This window comes from Streptomyces sp. Y20, from assembly GCF_043195475.1.
GTDB lineage: Bacteria > Actinomycetota > Actinomycetes > Streptomycetales > Streptomycetaceae > Streptomyces.
In genome coordinates this window covers 241,321-262,126 of sequence record NZ_JBIDDP010000005.1, presented here as the reverse complement: position 1 = coordinate 262,126, position 20,806 = coordinate 241,321, and the positions used below count along the sequence as shown (strand labels likewise).

Annotated in this window: 17 protein-coding genes; 7 read left to right on the top strand and 10 right to left on the bottom strand. The window is 73.5% G+C overall.

All coding sequences use genetic code 11. The annotated features are described in order from the left end of the window. Nucleotides 1-118: 118 nt before the first annotated feature. On the top strand, nucleotides 119-688 hold the full coding sequence (locus ACGFT1_RS15525; RefSeq protein ID WP_373909483.1) for a TetR family transcriptional regulator: 570 nt from the start codon (nucleotides 119-121) through the stop codon (nucleotides 686-688). Nucleotides 689-739: 51 nt separating this feature from the next. Here ACGFT1_RS15525 and ACGFT1_RS15520 read toward each other — a convergent pair whose 3' ends face one another. Beyond that, nucleotides 740-1,810: a chitinase gene (locus tag ACGFT1_RS15520; protein WP_373909482.1), complete on the bottom strand. Its 1,071-nt coding sequence runs from the start codon at nucleotides 1,808-1,810 to the stop codon at nucleotides 740-742. Between the two features lie 243 nt (nucleotides 1,811-2,053). On the opposite strand from ACGFT1_RS15520, the gene ACGFT1_RS15515 reads away from it, so the two are divergent. After that, entirely contained in the window at nucleotides 2,054-3,064 is a 1,011-nt protein-coding gene (locus ACGFT1_RS15515; RefSeq protein ID WP_373909481.1) for an aldo/keto reductase, read from the top strand. Between the two features lie 26 nt (nucleotides 3,065-3,090). Then, complete coding sequence (locus ACGFT1_RS15510; RefSeq protein WP_373909480.1) at nucleotides 3,091-3,690, top strand: TetR/AcrR family transcriptional regulator; 600 nt, start codon at nucleotides 3,091-3,093, stop codon at nucleotides 3,688-3,690. A gap of 79 nt (nucleotides 3,691-3,769) precedes the next feature. Here the strand turns inward: ACGFT1_RS15510 and ACGFT1_RS15505 are convergent, their stop codons facing one another. Both ACGFT1_RS15505 and ACGFT1_RS15500 read right to left on the bottom strand, forming a co-directional pair. Further along, complete coding sequence (locus ACGFT1_RS15505; protein ID WP_373909479.1) at nucleotides 3,770-4,915, bottom strand: serine hydrolase domain-containing protein; 1,146 nt, start codon at nucleotides 4,913-4,915, stop codon at nucleotides 3,770-3,772. 212 nt (nucleotides 4,916-5,127) lie between these two features. Continuing rightward, entirely contained in the window at nucleotides 5,128-5,799 is a 672-nt protein-coding gene (locus ACGFT1_RS15500; protein ID WP_373909478.1) for a hypothetical protein, read from the bottom strand. A 298-nt stretch (nucleotides 5,800-6,097) separates the two neighbouring features. Between ACGFT1_RS15500 and ACGFT1_RS15495 the strand changes: the two genes are divergently transcribed. After that, nucleotides 6,098-6,577: an OsmC family protein gene (locus tag ACGFT1_RS15495; protein ID WP_373909477.1), complete on the top strand. Its 480-nt coding sequence runs from the start codon at nucleotides 6,098-6,100 to the stop codon at nucleotides 6,575-6,577. Between the two features lie 13 nt (nucleotides 6,578-6,590). Here ACGFT1_RS15495 and ACGFT1_RS15490 read toward each other — a convergent pair whose 3' ends face one another. The 4 genes from ACGFT1_RS15490 to ACGFT1_RS15475 all read right to left on the bottom strand — a co-directional run bounded on the left by ACGFT1_RS15490 (nucleotide 6,591) and on the right by ACGFT1_RS15475 (nucleotide 11,095). Next, nucleotides 6,591-7,604: a zinc-binding dehydrogenase gene (locus tag ACGFT1_RS15490; RefSeq protein WP_373909476.1), complete on the bottom strand. Its 1,014-nt coding sequence runs from the start codon at nucleotides 7,602-7,604 to the stop codon at nucleotides 6,591-6,593. 47 nt (nucleotides 7,605-7,651) lie between these two features. Beyond that, nucleotides 7,652-8,017, bottom strand: a complete 366-nt coding sequence (locus ACGFT1_RS15485) for a MerR family transcriptional regulator (RefSeq protein WP_373909475.1) — start codon at nucleotides 8,015-8,017, stop codon at nucleotides 7,652-7,654. Nucleotides 8,018-8,119: 102 nt separating this feature from the next. Continuing rightward, nucleotides 8,120-9,571: an MFS transporter gene (locus ACGFT1_RS15480; RefSeq protein ID WP_373909474.1), complete on the bottom strand. Its 1,452-nt coding sequence runs from the start codon at nucleotides 9,569-9,571 to the stop codon at nucleotides 8,120-8,122. 99 nt (nucleotides 9,572-9,670) lie between these two features. Next, a complete protein-coding gene (locus tag ACGFT1_RS15475; protein WP_373909473.1) occupies nucleotides 9,671-11,095 on the bottom strand; it encodes an MFS transporter in 1,425 nt (474 codons plus the stop codon). 103 nt (nucleotides 11,096-11,198) lie between these two features. Between ACGFT1_RS15475 and ACGFT1_RS15470 the strand changes: the two genes are divergently transcribed. Next, nucleotides 11,199-12,077: a helix-turn-helix transcriptional regulator gene (locus ACGFT1_RS15470; protein WP_373909472.1), complete on the top strand. Its 879-nt coding sequence runs from the start codon at nucleotides 11,199-11,201 to the stop codon at nucleotides 12,075-12,077. 62 nt (nucleotides 12,078-12,139) lie between these two features. Then, nucleotides 12,140-13,270: a tRNA dihydrouridine synthase DusB gene (gene dusB / locus ACGFT1_RS15465; protein ID WP_373909471.1), complete on the top strand. Its 1,131-nt coding sequence runs from the start codon at nucleotides 12,140-12,142 to the stop codon at nucleotides 13,268-13,270. Here the strand turns inward: dusB and ACGFT1_RS15460 are convergent, their stop codons facing one another. The 3 genes from ACGFT1_RS15460 to ACGFT1_RS15450 all read right to left on the bottom strand — a co-directional run bounded on the left by ACGFT1_RS15460 (nucleotide 13,271) and on the right by ACGFT1_RS15450 (nucleotide 19,109). After that, entirely contained in the window at nucleotides 13,271-15,034 is a 1,764-nt protein-coding gene (locus ACGFT1_RS15460) for a CDP-alcohol phosphatidyltransferase (RefSeq protein WP_373909470.1), read from the bottom strand. 707 nt (nucleotides 15,035-15,741) lie between these two features. Next, nucleotides 15,742-17,679 carry a glycogen debranching N-terminal domain-containing protein gene (locus ACGFT1_RS15455; RefSeq protein ID WP_373909469.1) on the bottom strand — a complete coding sequence of 646 codons (1,938 nt, stop codon included), beginning with the start codon at nucleotides 17,677-17,679 and terminating at the stop codon, nucleotides 15,742-15,744. Further along, nucleotides 17,676-19,109 carry a hypothetical protein gene (locus ACGFT1_RS15450; RefSeq protein ID WP_373909468.1) on the bottom strand — a complete coding sequence of 478 codons (1,434 nt, stop codon included), beginning with the start codon at nucleotides 19,107-19,109 and terminating at the stop codon, nucleotides 17,676-17,678. The genes ACGFT1_RS15455 and ACGFT1_RS15450 overlap by 4 nt, the downstream gene beginning before the upstream one ends. A gap of 120 nt (nucleotides 19,110-19,229) precedes the next feature. On the opposite strand from ACGFT1_RS15450, the gene ACGFT1_RS15445 reads away from it, so the two are divergent. After that, nucleotides 19,230-20,450 carry an ROK family protein gene (locus ACGFT1_RS15445; protein ID WP_373909467.1) on the top strand — a complete coding sequence of 407 codons (1,221 nt, stop codon included), beginning with the start codon at nucleotides 19,230-19,232 and terminating at the stop codon, nucleotides 20,448-20,450. Nucleotides 20,451-20,806 lie beyond the last annotated feature (356 nt).

Here is a 20,806-nt window from a genome sequence, read left to right as displayed (position 1 = left end):
GGGCGCAGGGGCGGGCTGCGCGCTGCTCACGCCGTCGGGCGGGCCCGCCGTCCACGGCCGCGCGGGGGCCAGGCCCGGCCACCGGGCGACGCTCGGTCAACGGTCGTAGGGTGAAGGCGTGTCCAGCCCTCACCGGTTCGGCGCCGACCGCCGCCGCGCCACCGAGGCACGCATCCTCGACAGCGCGCGGGAGCTGTTCGCCGAGAAGGGATTCGACCGCACCACCATCCGCGCCGTGGCGACCGCGGCGGGCGTCGACCCGGCCCTGGTCATGCAGTACTTCGGCTCCAAGCGCGAGCTGTTCACCCGGATCGCGCAGACGCTCCCCGCGCTGCCGACGGCCACCGGCACCGACGCGCTCGTCGAACAACTGCTGGCCGCGCTCGGCCTCGAACTCGGAGGACTCCCCGAGGGTGCGCTGGTGATGATGCGGTCCATGCTCACCGACCCGGCAGCCGCCGACCAGGTCCGCGGCACCCTCGGCCGGCAGATCGACACCGTCGCCGCCGCCCTTCCCGCGGGCGCGGACCCCGAGCTGCGCGCCGCACTGGTCGTCACCACCCTGCTCGGCGTCACCGTCGGCCACCAGCTGCTCGGCCTGCCCCCGCTGAAGGACGCCCCGGCCGACCGCACGGCCGCGCTGCTCCGGCCGGCGCTCAGGGCGCTGGCGGAACCGCGGGAGCGTTAGCGCGTTCGGCCGCCGGCACCGGGAGCCGGTGCCGGCGGCCGAACGGCCAGGTCAGCGGCCCTGGAGCGCCTTGACGTTGTCGCCGAACGTCCAGTTCTTCGACCCGTCCCAGTTGAGGGACCACGTCATCAGGCCCTTGAGCGACGTGCCGTAGTGCTTCCAGGCCTGGGAGACCAGGGAGGGGGACATGTAGCCGCCGCCCGCGCCGGACTGGGCGGGCAGCCCCGGGACCTGCTTGTCGTAGGGCACCCTGATCGTCGTGCCCTGCACCACCAGGCCCTTGTTCAGGCAGTCGGTCTGCGCGGTGAAGCCCTGCACCGTGCCCGCCGAGTAGGAGTCGCCGGAGCAGCCGTACATGCTGCCGTTGTAGTACTGCATGTTCAGCCACCACAGACGGCCGTTGTCCGCGTACCTCTTGATGACCGGCAGGTACGCGCCCCAGATCGAGCCGTAGGTGATGCTGCCGCCGGTGACGTACGCGGTCTCCGGGGCCATCGTCAGACCGAAGCCGGACGGCATCTGGGCGAGGATGCCGTCGATGATGCGGATCAGGTTGGCCTGGGAGGGCGAGAGCTGCCCGATGTTCCCGCTGCCCGTGAGGCCCGTCTCGATGTCGATGTCGATGCCGTCGAAGTTGTACTTCTTCAGGATCGGCACGATGGTCGACACGAAGCGGTCGGCGACCGTGGAGGACGACAGGTCGATGCCGGCCGCCGCGCCGCCGATGGAGAGCAGGATCGTCTGCCCGGACGCCTTCGCCTGGCACATCTCGGCGGGCGTGGCCACCTTCACGCCGGAGTCCATGCCGTCCTCCCACAGGGCCGTGCCGTCCGAACGGATCACCGGGAAGGCCGCGTTGATCACGTTGTAGCCGTGGGCGGGGATGCGGGAGTCGGTGATCGGGGTCCAGCCGAAGGGCGGGTGGACGCCGTTGGCGGCGCCGTCCCAGTTCTCCCAGTAACCCTGGAGCACCTTGCCCGCCGGCCGCGACTTCACCGCGCAGGTGTCGGCGCCGGCGGTGGTGGGAGCGGCGGAGGCGGCCGGCGCGGCGGTGAGGGCGAGCGGGGCGAGGACGGCCGTGGTGACGGCGGCGGTGAGCAGGCGCAACGTGCGGCGGAGCATGCGGTCCTCCCGGTGGGGTGCGGTGAGGTGGGGTGCGGTGCGGTGCGGTGCGGTAACGGGGGGGTGCGGTGTCGGAGGCATGACAGTCGGGGCTATGACAGTGCGGTTGGTCCAGACCTTCCGTCAAGAGGTCTGGACCAGATGTCTGAGGGAGTCGAGGGAGCGGGTCGCACGGCGGGTGGACTGACAAATGTCAGCTGACAGATATTGAAATCTGTCAGTCATTCGTGACAGGCTGGGGGCATGACGCTGCGAACCCGAAACCTCGGTACCACCGGCCCCCAGGTCTCCGCCCTCGGCCTGGGCTGCATGGGCATGTCCGCCCTCTACGGCGACGCGGACCGCGCGGAGTCCGTCGCGACGGTCCACGCCGCCCTGGAAGCGGGCGTCACCCTGCTCGACACCGGCGACTTCTACGGCATGGGCCACAACGAGATGCTCGTCGGCGAGGCCCTGCGCACAGCCCCGCCGGCCCGCCGCGAACAGGCTCTGGTCAGCGTGAAGTTCGGCGCCCTGCGCGACCCGGACGGCAACTGGAGCGGCTACGACGGCCGCCCCGCCGCCGTACGCAACTTCGCCGCCTACTCCCTCCAGCGCCTGGGCGTCGACCACATCGACGTCTACCGCATCGCCCGCCTCGACCCGGACGTGCCGATCGAGGAGACCGTCGGCGCCATCGCCGAACTGATCGAGAAGGGGCACGTCCGGCACGTGGGCCTCAGCGAGGTCGGCGCCGAGACCGTCCGGCGGGCCGCCGCCACCGCCCCGATCGCCGACCTCCAGATCGAGTACTCGCTCCTGTCGCGCGGCATCGAGCAGGACATCCTGCCCACCACCCGCGAACTGGGCATCGGCATCACCGCGTACGGCGTGCTCTCCCGCGGGCTCATCTCCGGCCACTTCTCCCGCGACCGGCAGCTGGCCGCGAACGACTTCCGCGCCCACTCGCCCCGCTTCCAGGGCGACAACCTCCGGCACAACCTCGACCTGGTCGACGCCCTCCGTGAGATCGCCGGGCGGAAGGACGCCACCGTCGCGCAGATCGCCATCGCCTGGGTCCTCTCCCGAGGCGAGGACATCGTGCCGCTGGTCGGCGCCCGCACCCGCGAGCGGCTGACCGAATCCCTGGGCGCCCTCGACGTCACCCTGGACGCGGCCGACCTCGCGGCCGTCGAGAAGGCGATCCCGGCGGACGCGGCGGCCGGAGAGCGCTACCCGGCCGCGCAGATGGCACACCTCGACAGCGAGCGCTGAATCCCCCGGCGGGTACGGTCTAGAGCATGCCACCGACCAGCGAGATCCTGACCGCCGAGCGCATCCTCGAGGCGACCGAGGAGGTGCTGCGCCGCCACGGCCCGGCCAAGGCCACCGTGGTCGACGTGGCCCGCGCGCTCGGCGTCAGCCACGGCAGCGTCTACCGGCACTTCCGGACCAAGGCGGCGCTGCGCGAAGCGGTCACGAAGCGGTGGCTGGACCGTACGTGCCGGTCGCTCGCCGGCACCGCCGTCGAGGACCGCGACCCGCAGGAGCGGCTGCGCGCCTGGCTCAGGGAACTGTTCGACGCCAAACGCCGCAAGGCGCACGACGATCCCGAACTGTTCGCGACGTACGGGGTGCTGGCGGCGGAGAACGGGACGGTGGTCGGCCAGCACATAGCCGATCTGACCGCCCAGCTGACCGGGATCATCACGGCCGGGACCGCGTCGGGCGCCTTCTCGGTGCCCGACCCGGCCGCCGCGGCCCGCGCCGTCTTCCAGGCCACCAGCCGCTTCCACGACCCCTGCCACGCGGGGCAGTGGCGGCGCCCCGGCGCCGAGGAGGAGTTCCAGGCCGTGGTGGACCTGCTGGTACGCGGCCTGTCGGCACCCGGCACGCGCTGATCCGGCACGCGCTGATCCGGCACGCGCTGATCCGGCACGCGCTGATCCGGCATGCGGTGATCCGGCATGCGCGGACCCGTCACGCGCTGATCCGCCAGAAGTCCCGCATCAGCGGGGTCGGCGTGGGGTCGGTCATCGCGACCTGGGTCAGCAGGATCGCGACGGTGCCGGTGGCCGGGACCAGGTGGGCGGTGGTGCCCGTGCCGCCGACCCAGCCGTAGCGGCCCGGCACGTTCCAGGGCTCGGTCCGGTCGATGTCGACCTGGCCCCCGTACCCCCAGCCCTGCCCCTGAAGGAACAGCCGGCCGCTCTCCCGCTGCGCGTCGTTCAGCTGATCGCTCGTCATCCGGCTGACGGAGGCCGCCGAGAGCAGCCGATGCCCGCGCGCCTCCCCGCCGGCCAGCAGCATGCGGGCGAAGCGCAGCCAGTCGTCGGCCGTCGAGACGAGCCCGCCCTGACCGGAGGGGAACGGGGGCATTCGGCTCCAGTCGCCGTCCGGGCCGTCCACCGGCTCCAGCACGCCACCGGCACCCGGCCGGTAGTACGAGGTGAACCGGTCCCGCTCCGCCGCCGGTACCGCGAACACCGTGTCCCGCATGCCGAGCGGTTCGAAGATCCGCTCGGCCAGGAACTCCGGGAGCGTACGGCCCGACACCCGCGCGATCAGCAGGCCCTGGAGATCGGACGAGGTGCCGTACAACCAGGCCGCACCCGGCTGGTACAGCAGCGGCACCCGGGCCAGGGCGGCCAGCCAGTCGTCCGGGGCGGGGTAGGCCTGCGGGGCGCGGCCGTCCTTCTGCACCTCGAACAGCGCGGTGACCGCCGGCAGCGTGAAGTCCGAGGGGAAGCCCCAGCCGGTGCGCGAACTGAGCAGGTCCTCCACCGTGATCGGCCGTTCTGCGGGGACCACGTCGTCCACGGCGGCGGACGGGGTGCGCACCACCACCGGCTCCGCCAGCTCCGGCAGCCACCGCGCCACCGGGTCGTCCAGCGCGATCCGGCCCTCGTCCACCAGCGCCAGCACGCCCGCCGCCGTCACCGGCTTGGTCAGCGAGGCGATCCGGAAGAGCGAGTCCCGGGCCATCGGAGCCGCACCGCCCACGTGCCGATGCCCGACGGCCACAGCCTCGACGTCGTCCCCACGGGCGACCAGCCCCACAGCGCCGGGCACGCCTTTGCCCTCGACGTACCGGTGCAGCATCGCGCGCAGTGCGGTCCCGGTCATGTCCTCGGCCTCCGTTCGCCGATCGAGGGACGGCGCCACCGTCACCGTCCCTTCCTACGACCCGCCCCACCACCGGAACTCATCGCCGGCGCACCCGGAAGCCGAGCGCGCGTTCGCGGCCCCGGCCGCGGGCACCGGCCCAAGGGCCGACTGCCTCCCACCGTTCGCCCGGGTTGGCGATCGAGGCTCCCAAAGACCGCGGCTGCCCGGGCTCATTGCCCGTCCACACGACCGTTCAGATGAAAGAGGAGCCACTCCAGCCGATCCGCCGGGACGCCCAGGGACGCGGCCCAGCCGTGCATGGAGCTGACGTAGGTGGCGTAGCGGGTGGGCCAGTGGTGAGTGCCGGCCACCTGCCAACTGGACCACCCGAGGGCGTTCAGTGAGCGAAAGACCCGGTCGTCGAGGATCAGGGCCCGCTCACACGTGGCGTCGCGGTCGTCCACGGCCGCGAACCACTTGGTGAAGAAGGACCGCCCCACTCCCTTGATCACGAACTGCCGATAGGCCCTGCTCAGGTCACCCCTGCGGACCGTCGCGCGCGTGGTCCGCAGGACGCTGGGCAGACGCGGGTCGCACAGGGCCGCTTCGGTGTACCGCGGCCCGCGTCCGTTGGCGGTGCCGGAGCCCCAGATCATGACGGCCACGAACAGGTCGCGCAGGCCGTCGGGATCGTCGTCACCGACGCGGTCACGGAGACGGGCCAGGTCGCCGCGGCTGATGAGGCGGTCACCGCTCGGCCTGCTCTCGGCTTCGACGCCGATATCGAGCACGTGTTCCGCCCCATGCGGCTCCAACCGTGAGCGCCACGTCCCTGGACGGAAGCGCACGGGCTTCTGTTCGCAATCTCCGTAGCGGACGACGAGCTCCCGAAGCTGCTCCATGAGGTTCCCCCTGACCGAGACGGCGGCATTCCGTCGTGGGCCACAGCGTAGGGGGGACACCGCAGGAGGACACGCGTGTACGCGATGACCCGCATGCGCATCGGGTCGAGCGGGACCGACGCAGCGGACTGCCGGCCCGGCAGACGCACGACGCGTTCCGCAGCTCTGTGGGCGTGGCTACGGTCGCGGCGCGGCGTGCCCAGCGGTCTCATCACGCCGAACCAGGCGTCGAGGGCGGGGTCGGCCGGGGCCGCCGCCGGTGGCCGTCGCGGCCGGGCACCTTCTAGGCTCTGGCCTCATGACGGCGACGCATACCTACGACGTGACGGTCGAGTGGACGGGCAACCTCGGGTCGGGGACGGACGGTTACCGGTCCTTCAGCCGGGATCACGAGGTGCTGGCGGACGGCAAGGCCGGGATCGCCGCCTCCTCGGATCCCGCGTTCCGCGGGGACCCCGCGCGGTGGAACCCCGAGGAGTTGCTCGTGGCCTCCGTCGCCCAGTGCCACATGCTCTGGTACCTCCACCTGTGTGCTGTCGGCGGGGTCACCGTGACCGACTACGAGGATCACGCCCACGGGGTCATGACCATGGACGAGAGCGGCGGCGGGGGCCGGATCACGGAGGTCGTCCTGCGTCCCGAGGTGACGGTCGCCGACGCGTCGATGGTGGAGAAGGCGCGCTCCCTGCACGGCGACGTACCCGCCGTGTGCTTCATCGCCCGCTCGGTGAACTTCCCCATCACCCACGCACCCGTGACGCGCGTCCGGGAGAACTGAGTCACGTGGCGTCCTAGCGCCACGGATCGAGGGCGTGCTTGCCACGGGTCAGGCCCGACTCCAGCCGCCGGAGCACTGCCGGCCCCTCGGCCAGGGGATGGACCCGGGGAGTGCCGGGCGGATACACGCCTTGAGCGATGAGCGCGGTGAGTTCGGCGAGCAACGACGCGTAGAGGGACGGCACCGCGGTCGCGAGCGCGCCGATGTGCAGGCCCTTGATCTGGACCTGATGGGTGAACACCAGGTCGTGCGTGCTGATGCCGGCGTCGCCGGACGCGGCGCCGAACACGACGACGCGTCCGGTGAAGGGCTTGGCGACCGACAGGCTGACCTCGAACGTGGCCCGTCCCACCGATTCCAGGACCAGGTCGACACCGCCGGTGAGGCGGAGGATCTCCTCGGCCAGATCGGGGCGTGCGCCGTCCAGGACGTCGTCGACGCCGAGAGCCCGTACGGTGTCGTGCTTGCCCGGTGACGCCGTGGCGATCACGTGCGCACCGTAGTGGCGGGCGAGGCGGACGGCGGCCTGTCCCACGCCTCCGGCCGCGGCATGGACGAGCACTACGTCACCTGTCCTGATCTCGCCCAACGGCTTCAGGGCCGCCAACGCGGTGGCCCAGTTCAGCACCAGGCCGAGGGCTGCCGCGTCGCTCCAGCCGGACGGGACGGGGAGCGCGCCCGCCGCCGGCATCGTCATGTACTGCGCGAAGGCACCCGGTCCGGTGCCGACGACGTGGGTGCCGAGTGGGAGCGGACCCTCGATGCCCGGGCCGGCACCCACGATCTCGCCGGCGGCTTCGAAGCCTGCCACGTAGGGCGCCCGCGGGCCCCCTCCGTAGGTGCCGTGGCTCTGCGCGACGTCCGCGAAGTTGACCCCGGCGGCGCCCACTCGGACCAGGTACTCGCCGGGCCCGGGCTCGGGGCGGCGCCCGGTCGTGAGGGTCAAGTCCATCGGTCCTCGGTGCGACCGCTGGACCAGTGCCCGTACCGTCTGCTCAGCGGCGGGTCGCCGCTCGTCGATCTCCATGCACCGGAAGGTAGGAGCCTCACACTGGTGTCAAGGTCAAGCCGCGGTCATCCGTCAGCGGGGCCGGCCTCACGCAGGTACGCGTCGAGAGCCGCCTGCCGCTCGCTGAGTCCGGCGATCCGTGCGGCGAGCCGATCGCGGTACCTCCGTACCTCCCGCAGGAACTCCGCGCCCGCCGCGCCCGCGTCGGCGTCGGGGTCAGCGGTGAGGTGGGGCAGGACTTCCCTGATCAACCTCACCGGCAGACCGGACTCCAGCAGGGAGCGGATGACGCCGACACGGTCGATGGTGAACCGGCAGTAGTCCCGGTACCCGTTGCCGCGCCGGCCCGGGACGATCAGGCCCTGGTCCTCGTAGTACCGCAACGACCTGGCACTCACACCGCTGGCTCTGGACGCCTCGCTGATCCTCATGCCCGCAGTCAACGCTCCCGCGCACCGCTGTCTTCCAGGGGCCTGCCTGCCACGCCGACGCGGAGCGGAAGACGGGCAGCAGCGCCGTGGCCGGACCGGGCTTCAGCCCCGGCCCGTGGCCCCCACAGGCTCGCGTGTCTCCGCCGGCTCCAGGTCGCGGGCCGTGCGTTCGGCCGTGCGGCGGGCCCACCGGCCGCTGGTCAGCAGGCCGAGGACCAGAACGGCCAGGCCGCATCCGGCGAGGATCCACCAGCCGGGGCGGGCGGCGGCGACGAACGTGTGCCGGTACGACGACGAGCCGATGCCGGACGCCAGGACCGCGCCGATCACCGCGACGCCGAGCGTCTGGCCCAGCTGCCGGCTGGTGGAGGCGACGGCCGCGGCGACGCCGGCCTGCGCCCGGGGCATGCCCGAGACGGCCGTGTTGGTGATGGGCGCGTTCACGAAGCCGAAGCCGATGCCGAAGAGGACGTAGCCGGCCAGGCGGGTGGGGCCGGTGGTCTGCGCGTCGAACGCGGCGAACAGGACGGCGCTCGCGGTCATCGCCGTACCGGCCACGAGCAGGGGCAGGCGGGGGCCGCGGCTGCCGACCAGACGGCCGGACAGGGGCGCGCACAGGAACGTGGGCACGGCCATCGGGAGCATCCACAGGCCGGCGTGCAGCGCGTCGAGGCCGTGTACGTTCTGGAGGTACAGGGTGGACAGGAACAGGAAGCCGCCCAGGGCCGCGAACGCGCTGATCGCTATCACGGTGGCCCCGCTGAACGGGGCCGAGCGGAAGAAGCGCAGGTCGATGAGGGGTTCGTCGCGCCGGGGCTCGTACCTGAGCAGGGCCAGCAGGGCGGCTGCGGCGATCACGGCGAACGGCACCACCGTGCCGGCGCCCGCGTCCGGCGCCTCGATGATCGCGTACGTCAGCGAGCCGAACAGGGCGATCACCAGCAGCTGGCCGACCGGGTCGGGGCGGCGGGCCCTGGGCGCGCGGGACTCGGGGACGAAGCGGAGGGTGAGCAGGAGGGCGGCGAGGCCGACGGGGAGGTTGACCCAGAAGATCGCACGCCAGCTCACCGACTGCACCAGCAGGCCGCCGACCAGTGGGCCTGCCGCCATGGAGATGCCGACCACGGCGCCCCACACGCCGATCGCGCGGGCGCGTTCCCGCGCGTCGGTGAAGGTGTTGGTGATGATCGACATGGCGACCGGGTTGAGCATCGAGCCGCCCACCGCCTGGACCATGCGGAACACGATGAGGAGTTCCAGGTTCGGGGCGAGGGAGCAGAGCAGCGACCCGATGGAGAACACCACCAGGCCGGCCATGAACACGCGTTTGCGGCCGATGCGGTCGGCGGTGGAGCCGGCGAGCATGAGCAGGGAGGCCAGGACGAGCGTGTACGCGTCGATCGTCCACTGGAGGCCGGACGTGGCGGCGTGCAGGTCGCGCTGCATGGAGGGCAGTGCCACGTTCAGCGCGGTGTTGTCCAGGCTCACGATCAGCAGGCTCATGCAGCAGATCGCGAGCACGAGCAGACGTCGGCGATGGCTCAGCTCGGGCATGCGCTCCATCGTACGCCGATTTCGATAGTGCGGCTAACTAATGAGGGTTACATCGAGCGGTGTGTCGGCTTCGTGTCGGCCGGTGGCCCCGGCTCCCGTTCAGTCCGCCACCCGGGGCAGCCGCAGGCCGAGCGCGCCCAGCCCCACCAGGGCCGCCATCTGCACCGACAGCACCACCGCGAGCGCCTCCGGCATGCCCAGACCGGGGACCAGGGACAGGAACAGGGAGCCGAGCGTCGCCACCCCGACGGCCAGGCACGACTGCTGGAGCGTGGCCGCGAGGCCACTGCCCGCGCCCGCCAGCCGGGCCGGGACGGCCGCCAGCAGGATCCGGTAGTACAGGGGCAGCTCGAGCCCCTGACCCGCACCGCACAGGACCAGGCCGGGCGCGAGCAGCAGCGGGCTCAGCCGCGGCCAGGGACCGAGCAGCACGGTGGCCGTGACCGTCGCCAGGCCCGCGAGGTGCAGCACCGCCGCCAGGGTCACCGCCCGCCCGCCGAACCGCCGTACCGCGCGCGGCGCCAGCATCGACGCGGCGAACTGCGCCACCCCCATCGGCACCAGCGTCAGCCCCGCCCGCAACGCCCCGTACCCGAGGCCCTTTTGCAGCGTGACCGCGCTCACGAACATCCAGCCGGCGAAACCGGTGAACACCGGCAGGCCCAGCAGCAGCCCCCGGCGGATCTCCGGGGCGGCCAGCAGGGACGGCGGCAGCAGCGGGCTCCCGCCGGTCAGCTCACCGCGCCGCTCCACCGCGTGGAACACCCCGGCCGCTACCGGGGCGGCGCACAGCAGCAGCACCGACCACGGCGGCCAGCCCGCGGCCCGGCCCTCGGTCAGCGGCAGCAGCAGCGCGGTCAGGGTCGCCGCCAGCAGTGCCGTACCGGCGAGGTCCCCCCGCGCGGGCCGCGCCGCCCGGCTCTCCGGCACTGTACGCAGCGCACACCCGAAGGCCGCCACCGCGACCGGCACGTTCACCAGGAACACCGCGCGCCAGCCCGTGCCCGCCAGGTCCGCGGCGACCAGCACCCCGCCCAGCACCTGCCCGAGCACGACGGACACGCCGCCGACCGAGCCGTACAGGGCGACCGCGCGGGCCCGCCGCTCACCGGACGTCGTGGCGTGCAGGGTGGCCAGCACCTGCGGCAGCAGCGCCGCCGACGCCGCCCCCTGGGCGGCCCGTGCGGCCACCAGCCACCACGCGCCGGGCGCCAGCCCGCAGGCCAGCGAGGTCACCCCGAAGCCGGCCACGCCCCACAGGAACAGCCGCCGCCGGCCGTGGCCGTCGCCGAGCCGCCCGCCGAGGACGAGAAGGACGGCGTACGCCACCGCGTAGGCCGCCACGACCATCTCCAGCGTCGCCGCGGAAGCGTGCAGATCGTTTCCGATCGCCGGCAGGGCGACGTTGACGACGAAGAAGTCGATCATCGGGAGCGCGGTGCCGAGGAGGAGGGTGAACAGGCCCAGCGGGCCCAGGGGCCGCAGTGGGGCGCCGGTCGTCGCGGAGGTCGTCGTCGTGGTCACGCCCCGACTGTGGGGGAATTGCCCAGCGGGGTACCAGACGGTGCTCATCCGGGTACCGGCACCAACTGGAACCGGGGTGCGGCGGCACGGCACCCTGGGTGCCATGACCATCGCGGGACCGGCGCACACGGGGGAGCCCCCGGCGAGGAGCGAGCACGTCCGGCGCCGGGAACTGGCCGCCTTCCTGCGCAGCCGGCGCGAACGCGTCAGCCCGGAGCAGGTGGGGCTGCCCCGCGGCCCGCGCCGGCGCACACCGGGCCTGCGCCGGGAGGAGGTCGCCCAGCTCTCCGCGGTCGGCGTCACCTGGTACACGTGGATCGAGCAGGGCCGCGCCGCGCACGTCTCCGCGCAGGTGCTGGACGCGGTCGCCCGCGCCCTGCTGATGGACTCCGCCGAGCGGGCCCACCTCTTCGCCCTCGCCGGCACCGCCGACCCGCGCACCGACGCCGTGTGCCCGCTCGCCTCCGACGGCGCGCTCAAGGTCGTGGAAGGGCTCGCGCCCTACCCGGCCAGCCTCCAGAACGCCCGCTACGACGTCCTCGCCGCCAACCGTCCCTTCGCCCAGCTCTTCGGCGACCCCGCCGAGCTGCCCCCCGCCGAGCGGAACTGCGTGTGGCTGCTGGCCGTCAGCGAGCGCTGGAAGCGGGACTTCCTCGACCGGGACGAGATGCTGCGCGACATGATCGCCAAGTACCGGGCTGCCATGGCCGAGCACGTGGCCGAGCCCGCCTGGAAGGCGCAGCTGCACCGGCTGCTGGCGGCCTCCGCGGAGTTCCGCGAACTGTGGGAGCGGCACGAGGTCGCGCCGATGTCCCCGCACGTCAAGCGGTACCGGCATCCGCGCGTCGGCCTGCTCCGGCTGGAGCACCGCAACATGTGGCTGGCCCCGCGGGCGCCGGCCCACCGGGTCGTCGCCTACCTGCCCGCCGACGAGGACAGCGAGGAGCGGCTGGAGCGGCTGGCGGCACTGGCGGACGAGTGACGCGCGCGGTGAGGGACAATGGGAGCTCGCCCTGTGCCGTACGTCCGTTCCGGAGCCCCGCGATGACCCACCCGCTGACCATCGGCCCGCACGCCGTCGTGCCGCCCGTCGTGCTCGCCCCCATGGCGGGGATCACCAACGCGCCCTTCCGCACGCTGTGCCGGGAGTTCAGCGGCGGCAAGGGCCTGTTCGTGAGCGAGATGATCACGACCCGGGCGCTGGTCGAGCGCAACGACAAGACGATGCAGCTGATCCGGTTCGACGCGAGTGAGCGGCCGCGCTCCCTCCAGCTGTACGGCGTCGACCCGGCGACCGTCGGCAAGGCCGTCCGCATGATCGCCGAGGAGGACCTCGCCGACCACATCGACCTGAACTTCGGCTGCCCCGTCCCGAAGGTCACCCGCAAGGGCGGCGGCTCCGCCCTGCCCTACAAGCGGAACCTGCTGCGGGCCATCCTGCGCGAGGCGGTCACCGGCGCGGGAGACCTGCCGGTGACCATGAAGATGCGCAAGGGCATCGACGACGACCACATGACCTACCTCGACGCCGGACGCATCGCCGTCGAGGAGGGGGTCACCGCGATCGCCCTGCACGGCCGCACGGCCGCCCAACACTACGGCGGCACCGCCGACTGGGACGCCATCGCCCGCCTGAAGGAGCACGTCCCGGAGATCCCCGTGCTCGGCAACGGCGACATCTGGTCGGCGCAGGACGCCCTGCGGATGGTGCGCGAGACGGGCTGCGACGGGGTGGTCGTGGGCCGCGGCTGTCTGGGGCGGCCGTGGCTGTTCGCGGACCTGGTGGCGGCGTTCGAGGGCCGCGACGACTTCCGCCGGCCGGCCCTGCGCGAGGTGGCCGACGTCATGGTGCGGCACGCCACCCTGCTCGGGGAGTGGCTCGGTGACGAGGCACGCGGTGTCATCGACTTCCGCAAGCACGTGGCCTGGTACCTCAAGGGGTTCGCGGTCGGCTCCGAGATGCGCAAGCGGCTCGCGGTGACGTCCTCGCTGGCGGAGCTGCGGGCCGGGCTGGACGAGCTGGACCTCGGCCAGGGCTGGCCGGCCGGCGCGGACGGGCCGCGCGGCCGTACGTCCGGCAACAACCGGGTGGTGCTGCCGGACGGCTGGCTGAAGGACCCGTACGACTGCGCGGGCGTGAGCGAGGACGCGGAACTGGACACGTCCGGCGGCTGATCAGCCCTTCTTCGGGTGCGGCGTGGAGCCGTACGCCCTGAGGAAGCGGTCCCGGAAGGAACTCATCCGCCACACCGGGGCGTCGTGCGCGGGCCGCAGCCCGTCGGTCCAGCCCCAGCCGGCGACCTTGTCCAGCACCTTCGGATCCTTGGCGACGATCGAGACCGGCACGTCCCGGCTGGCGTGGTTGCCGCTGACCCGGGCGATGGGCTGGTGGTCGCCGAGGAACACCAGGACGGTGTCCTTGGTGCCGTACCGCTCCAGCCACTGGGTGAGCGCGGTCACCGAGTACTGGACCGACTTGCCGTACTCCTCGCGCGAGCGGGTGGTGTCGGCGATGACGTCCGCCGGGTCGTTGCCCGCCGCCTCGATGCCCCTGAAGACCGAGCCGTCACCCAGCCGGTCCCAGCCGACCATCTTCGGGATCGGCGCCCAGGGCTGATGGCTCGACGTCAGGATGAGCAGCGACATCCGCGACCTGCCGCCGGCCGGCCGCTTGCTGTGCACCCGCTCCTGGTACTGCTGGAGGGCGTACTGGTCGGGCATGGTCGACCAGCTGAACTTCGGGCCCCGGTAGCCGAGCCGGAAGGCGTTGTAGACCTTGTCGAGGCCGTACCACTTCTGCTCCGGCCAGCCCTTCTGCACGCCCGGCATGACCCCGACCGTGTCGAACGCGCCGGTCTTCTTGAACGCCTCCGTCAGGCTGAGGTGGTCGCTGGCCATGACGGTGCGGTAGCGCTGCTGGTTGCTGATCCACAGGCCCGACATGGTGGTGGAGTGGCCGAGCCAGCTGCTGCCGCCGTAGGTCGCCGAGGTCAGCCAGCCGCTCTTCGCGTGGAAACCGGCCCTGGCGAGGGCCTTGGTGCGGGTGTCGAGGGTGGCGTCGACGCCCGGGGCCATGACCGGGTCCTCGATGGCGCTGCGGCCGTAGCTCTCGATGAACGTGAAGATCATGTCCTTGCCGCGCAGGCCGGGGACCAGCTGGCTGCCCGGGGTGTTCCCGAACGCGTCGACGCGGGCCACCTTTTGGAACTCCGCCTCGTCGCGCAGCGTGGCCGAGACCTGGCGGACCTGCGCCTTCAGCGCGGTGGCGGTGCGGTCCGCGGCGACCGGCACGCCGGCGACCTCCAGGCCGAGCGAGGAACACGTGATCCAGACGACCCCGGCGACCAGCGTGCCGCGGGTCGCGGCACCGGTGTGCCGGGCGAGCAGGTTGCTCAGCCGGACCATGGCCAGCGCCGGCAGCACGAGGAGGAGCACGACGGCGACGATCACCCCGGCGACGGCGGCCAGGGTCGTCGTGCGGCCGAGGGAGTCCTCCAGATACGACTCCGCGTCGCCGAACAGCTCCCAGTCGAGGATCACGTTGAAGCCGCGGCCCAGGTACTGGTTGAAACCCATGTCGAGCGCGTTCAGCACGGTCATCGCCCCGAGCGCGACCCCGGACACCGCCGCCAGCACCACCCGGGGCCGGCGCGGCAGCGCGAGCAGCACGGCGGCGCCGATGACCGCCTCGGCGGGAATCCGCAGGAACTTCGCCGGCCCCAGCCCCACCACCTTGTCGGGCATCACGAGCGCCGCGACGACGAGGGCGGCGGCCAGCACCGTGACGGTGACGGACAGCGCCCGGGCGGCGGCCGGATGCTCCTCCCGCCACCGCTGTCGCCACGCCGACCAGAGGGTCCAGGGGCGGCGGAAGGGGCGCGGGGCGGGTGCTGCCACCTCGGCGGCAACCGCCTCCTCGGCTGACTGGAGCGAGCTCATGCCCACCGTTACGGCCCACCGGCGACCGCCGTTCACACCCCCCGGGCAAACACCTGGTCAACGAGCGCGCGCCGGAACCCCCGCGTGCGCGCCCCGCGCTTTCCCGCGCGCCCACCGGGAGCCTGAACACCCCGGCGCCGGGACGAGCCCCGGCCGGCACCTCCTGCGGTCCGTCGCCGCCGGACCCCGTTCTCGCTCGCCCACCCGCCGGCACACCCCCGCTCCAGCTCGCGCGCCGCCGGGAGCCCGCGTCGTCCAGTGCCCGCCGGGACGCTCCCGCTCGCCAGCCCCGGCCGGCAGCCCATGCGCCGTACTGCTGGCCGGCCGGAACCCCCGCGGTCGGCCGGCCGCCGCATCCCGCTAACGCCTGCGCGTCCGCCCGAAGCCCTTGCGGATCGCGTCCACCGGGTTCTACGTCCGAGCTCCCCCGCCGGGACTCCCGGGGCCCGCCGTTCGAGGGGCCCGCTCCCGCTCGCGCGTCGCCGGAGCCTCCAGGTCCAGCTCGTCCGCCGGGCCCCTTGGCCCGCCGTCCGCCGGGCCCGCTCGCTCGCGCGCCGCCGGGAGCCCGCGCGCTCGCGCGTCGCCGGGAGCCTGCGCGCTCGGTCCGTCCGCCGGGCCCCCCTTGTGGGCCGCCGTCCGCGGGATCCCCGGTGGTGTGCCGTCCGCCGGGCCCCGCTCCCGCGCGCCCGGCCGCCCGCCGGGAGGCGCTACGCGCCGCCCACCGCCGTCAGCAGGGCCAGCGGTGCCGCCGCCGAGCGGGCCTCTCGTACGCAGGCGTGCGGATACGGCACCGGCTCGCTGTGCGTGTCCCGCCCGTACCCCGCCCACACCTCCGGCAGCCGGTGCCCGGTCGCCGCCGCCGCGTCCACCAGCGCGTGCGCGACCGTACGGGCCTCGTCGTGCAGCCCGTACCGGGCCAGTCCCAGCGTGATCAGCGCGTTGTCGTGCGGCCAGACCGAGCCGCGGTGATAGGACAGCGGGTGGTACGCCGGCTGGCCGGAGGCGACCGTGCGCACGCCCCAGCCGGAGAAGAAGTCCGGCTCCAGCAGCCGCCGGCCCACCACCTCCCCGTACTCCTTGTCCAGCAGCCCCGACCACAGCAGATGCCCGGCGTCGGACGCCAGCGCGTCGATGCGGCGGCCCTGCCCGTCCAGCGCGAGCGCCGGGAAGGAGTGCTCACGCATCCAGAAGTCGCGCTGGAACCGGTCCCGCAGGTCGGCCGCCGCCTGCTCCAGCAGCGCGGCGTACGTCTCGTCGGCCCACACCCCGCGCGCCACCGCGGCCGTACGGCGCAGCGCGTCGTACGCGTAGCCCTGGGCGCCGGCCGCCATCACCGCGCCGCTGGGCCGGGTGCCGTCGGCGCAGCAGATGGCGCCGGGGGAGTCCTTCCAGTTCTGGTTGGCGAGGCCGCCCTCGTCGGCGCGGTAGACGAGGTAACCGCGCGAGGTGAGGCCGCCGTGGTCGAGCATCCAGCCGACGGCGGCACGCGCGTGCGGCTCCAGCCGCCGGGCCAGGGCGGTGTCGCCGGTCCGCTCGACGTACGCGCCGAGCAGGATCAGGAACAGCGGGGTGGCGTCGACCGAGCCGTAGTAGCGGCCGTAGGGGACCTGCCCGAAGTGGGCCAGTTCGCCGTGCCGGACCTCGTGCACGATCTTGCCGGGCTGGGCGACCCGGGAGATGCCGCCGCCGGTCGCCTGGGTGGCGGCGAGGGCGAGGAGGGTGGCGGCGGCCGGCCGGGGGCGGTAGGGCAGGGTGAAGAGGGAGGTGAGGAGCGCGTCACGGGCGATCAGGGTGAGGAACCAGGGGGCGCCGGCCGCCGGCACCCGCAGCTCCTCGCCGTCGGGTCCGCGCGCGGGGATCTGGAGCGCCGCCAGGTCGGCCAGGCCCCGGGCGCAGGCCGCCGCCAGCTCCGGCCAGCCGGTCGGGAAGGCGACCCCCTCCATGAACTCGCCCTCCAGCCGCAGCGTCTGTGCGTGCACGGCGGCCGGGTCCCGGGGCACGCGCAGGGCCCGCTTCTCGCCGTGCGCCCGGGCCATCACCCGCAGCACCAGCTCCGTCGTGCCGTGCGGTGCGAGGTCGAGGGTCCACACCAGGCGGCGGGCGCCGGTGCCCGTCTCCTCCACGGAGTCGGGGGGCGGATCGGCGGTGATCGTCGTGCTGGAGCGCCACTCGGCGCGCCGGTAGGTGAACTCGATGCCGTCGTCGAGGATCTCGCGGGAGCGTACGGCGCCGGCCTTGACGTAGGTGCGGTGGTCGGAGCGGAGTTCGAACTGGTCGGTGAAGTCGGCGTCGACGGTGAGCGCGAGCCGTACGGTGGTGGCCACCGGGCGATTGCTGGTCACTGTGACCGAGTCCACCAACGAGCTGTCCCCGACGGCCTGTTCACGGAAGAGGGTGTGGGCCGGCGGTTCCTGCCGGCCGCCGCGGGGGACCAGCACGCAGCGGGCGGCGTCCCCGTCCGCGACCGGCGCGAGCACGTCGGGCACCGCGCCGTCGACGGTGAGCTGCCAGCGGCTGAGATGCCGGGCGTCCCGGACGAACAGGCCGTCCGGCAGGCACCCGCCCCGCACTCCGCCGATGTCGCCCCGGTCACCCACGGCGGCGAACGTCGCACCGTGCACGAGCAGATGATGCCGTTCCGTCATCTCTGGTCCCCTCCCTTGTCACTCCTGTCGAACGCGCCACCGCCCGTCGGGGACACGCCCGGTTCCGGGCGGTCCGCGGCCAGCAGGTCGAGCGCGAGCGCGGCGGTCCAGCCGAAGCCGGCCGCACCGCGGGCCTCACCGGTGAACGGATCGACGTACTCGGCGAACCCGGAGGCGTCGGCCAGCCGCACCACGGCCGCGCGCAGGGCGTCGGCCGCCGCCGTCTCGCCGTGCGTCCGCAGCCCGCGCTCCACCAGCCAGCCGGTGTTGAACCAGGCGGGGCCGCGCCAGTACCGGTGCGGGTCGAACGCCTCGCCGAGGAGGTCGTAGCTCGGCACGAGCCGGGTGCGGTCGCCGAACGAGAAGTGCGGCCCCCGCAGGGTGCGCACGAGCGCGGCGGCGATGTCGCGGGGCAGGCCCGGCAGCAGCAGCGGGACCAGGCCGGAGACCGCGCGCTCGGCGACGAGGCCCCCGCCCCGCAGGTCCCGGCAGCGGAACATCCCGGCCCGCGGGTCCCACAGCCGCTCCACCAGCGCCGCCGTCAGCCGTTCGGCGCGGGCGTACCGGCCGGTGCCGGCCGCGCCCAGTTCCCCGGCGATCCGGGCGAGGGCGTACTCGGAGGCGATGAGAAGCGCGTTGAACGACGGGTCCTCGACGGCGAACTCACCGTCCTCCCGCGTGTATCCGCGGTCCCGGTAGTCGGCGGCCAGCCGCACGTACCGCCCGTAGTCCAGGTCCGTCGGCCGGTCCCCGGGCGCGCCGTGGTCGAGGTCGGCGCGGTGGAAGGAGCGGGCCGGGGCCGGGGCGATCCGGGCGAGCGGGGCGTCCCAGCAGGGGCTGTTGTCCATGCCCTGCTCCCAGGGGTGGACGACGGACACCAGGCCGCCGCCGCCCAGGTCCCGCCGGTGCAGCAGATACCGGTGCCAGGCGGCCAGCCGCGGGTGGAGCCGGGCCAGGAAGCCGCGGGCCCGGGAGAGCACGGGGTCGGCGCGGTGCACCAGCCAGGCCGCCAGCGCGTGCACGGGTGGCTGCACGATCCCGGACGTCTGTACGGTGCGCGGGGCGCCCGCGGCGCGCCCGGCGGTGGCGGAGCGCCAGAAGTCGGGGCTCGGGAAGTACGCGTCGAGCGGTACGGAGGGGTTGAACACGATGTGCGGGACGCGCCCGTCGGCCCACTGGGCCGTCAGCAGCGTCTCCAGCTCGGTCTGGGCGCGCAGCGGCGAGACGTGCCGCAGTCCGATGGCGATGAACGCCGAGTCCCAGGACCACTGGTGCGGATACAGGTCGCGGGACGGGACCGTCGAGCTGCCCGTCCAGTTGGCGTCCAGCACCCGGGCCGCTCTGACGTGCGCGGACACCGCCGAGTCCGGCGGATCGTATGCGATCTCGCCGGGTGCGGGACGGGCTGTGAGCTGGGCAGTGCGATCCACTCGGGGCTCCCCGAAGACATCCGGCCGACCGGGTTTGGCTACGACTACCGCAGGGTTACGTCTATTTAACACGCAAAACCCAATATGTAAGGGAAGCTTGATGAACACAAGGGGGTGCGCATGACCGGGCGGCCGGGACGGACGGGCAAAGGCGCGGGACAGGCCAGCTCCGGCGATCTGCTCGAACTGGTGCGCAGCGGACGGGCGGTGACGAGGGGTGCGCTGCAGCAGGTGACCGGACTGTCCCGGGCGACCGTCGGCCACCGCCTGGACCGGCTGTTCCGGGCCGGCTGGCTGCGGGAGGGCGCCGGCGGCCCCGTCGGCTCCCCGCTCGGCGGGCGACCCGCCGTCACCCTGGAGTTCGACGATTCCCACGCCGTCGTCCTCGCCGCCGATCTCGACACCCGGCACGCCCGCGCGGCCGTCCTCACCCTGGCCGGCGACCTCCTCGCCGAACACTCCGGCACGCTGACCGTCGACGACGGTCCGGAGGCCGTCCTCGGTGAACTGGGCCGCTGGTTCGCCCGGTTGCTGGCCGAGGCGGGGAACCGGGCCGGGGAGGTCTGCGGCATCGGACTCGGCGTACCCGGCCCGGTGGACAGCGAGACGGGCCGGGTCGTGCAGCCCCCGATCATGCCGGGCTGGGACGGTTACGACATACGGGGCCGGCTCTCCCGCGCCTTCACCGAGCACACCGGCGCCCACGCGGTCCCGGTCCTGGTCGACAACGACGCCAACCTGATGGCCTACGGCGAACAACGCGCCGGACACCCCGACTGCACGGCCTTCATGCTGGTCAAGGTCTCCACCGGCATCGGCGCCGGGGTGGTCGTGCACGGCTCGGTCTACCGGGGCGTGGACGGCGGGGCCGGCGACATCGGACACATACGGGTGGGCACCGAGGCCCTGTGCCGGTGCGGCTCGTACGGCTGTCTGGCCGCCGTCGCGAGCGGCGGCGCGGTGGCCCGGCGGCTGGCCGCGTCCGGGGTGCCGGCCGCCTCCGGCTCGGACGTGCGGGACCTGCTGGCCGCGGGCCACCCGGAGGCCGCCGCGCTGGCCCGGGAGGCCGGGCGCCGGGTCGGGGACGTGCTGGCGACCGTCGTCACACTGCTCAACCCGGGCGTCCTGATGATCGCGGGCGACCTGGCCGGGACGCCGTTCGTCACCGGCGTGCGCGAGCTGCTCTACCAGCGGGCGCTGCCCCGCTCCACGGCCCACCTGGAGGTCGTCACCTCCCGGCTCGGGGAGCGGGCCGGGCTGCTCGGGGCAGGTGCGCTGGTGGTGGAGCACCTGTACGCGCCGGAGCGGGCCGAGGAGCGGCTCGCGGCGATGGGCGTGTGACGCGGGCGATCGGTGTGTGACGCGGGCGGTGGCCATGTGACCGGGTGGGCGTGTGACGTGGGCGGTGGGCCTGTGACGCGGGCGTTCCCGAGGGCGGGGCCCGTCCGGGGCCGGGTCCGCATGGTGGAACGGGCCGCTCTGTGGCAGCGTGATTCTCGCCACCCTTGATAAGGGTCGCGCTCAGATGAGCGGATCATGCGCGGCTGCACTTCTCCAAAGGGTGGCACTGGGTGCCACCCTTTGATCGTTCATCGATCGAACTCAGTCGTGCTGGACGACGCTCACGTGAGCGCGAATCTCACCTCAGAGGAGCCGTTGTCTTCAAGAAGTGAAAACACAGAGCGTGCTTGGCTTGC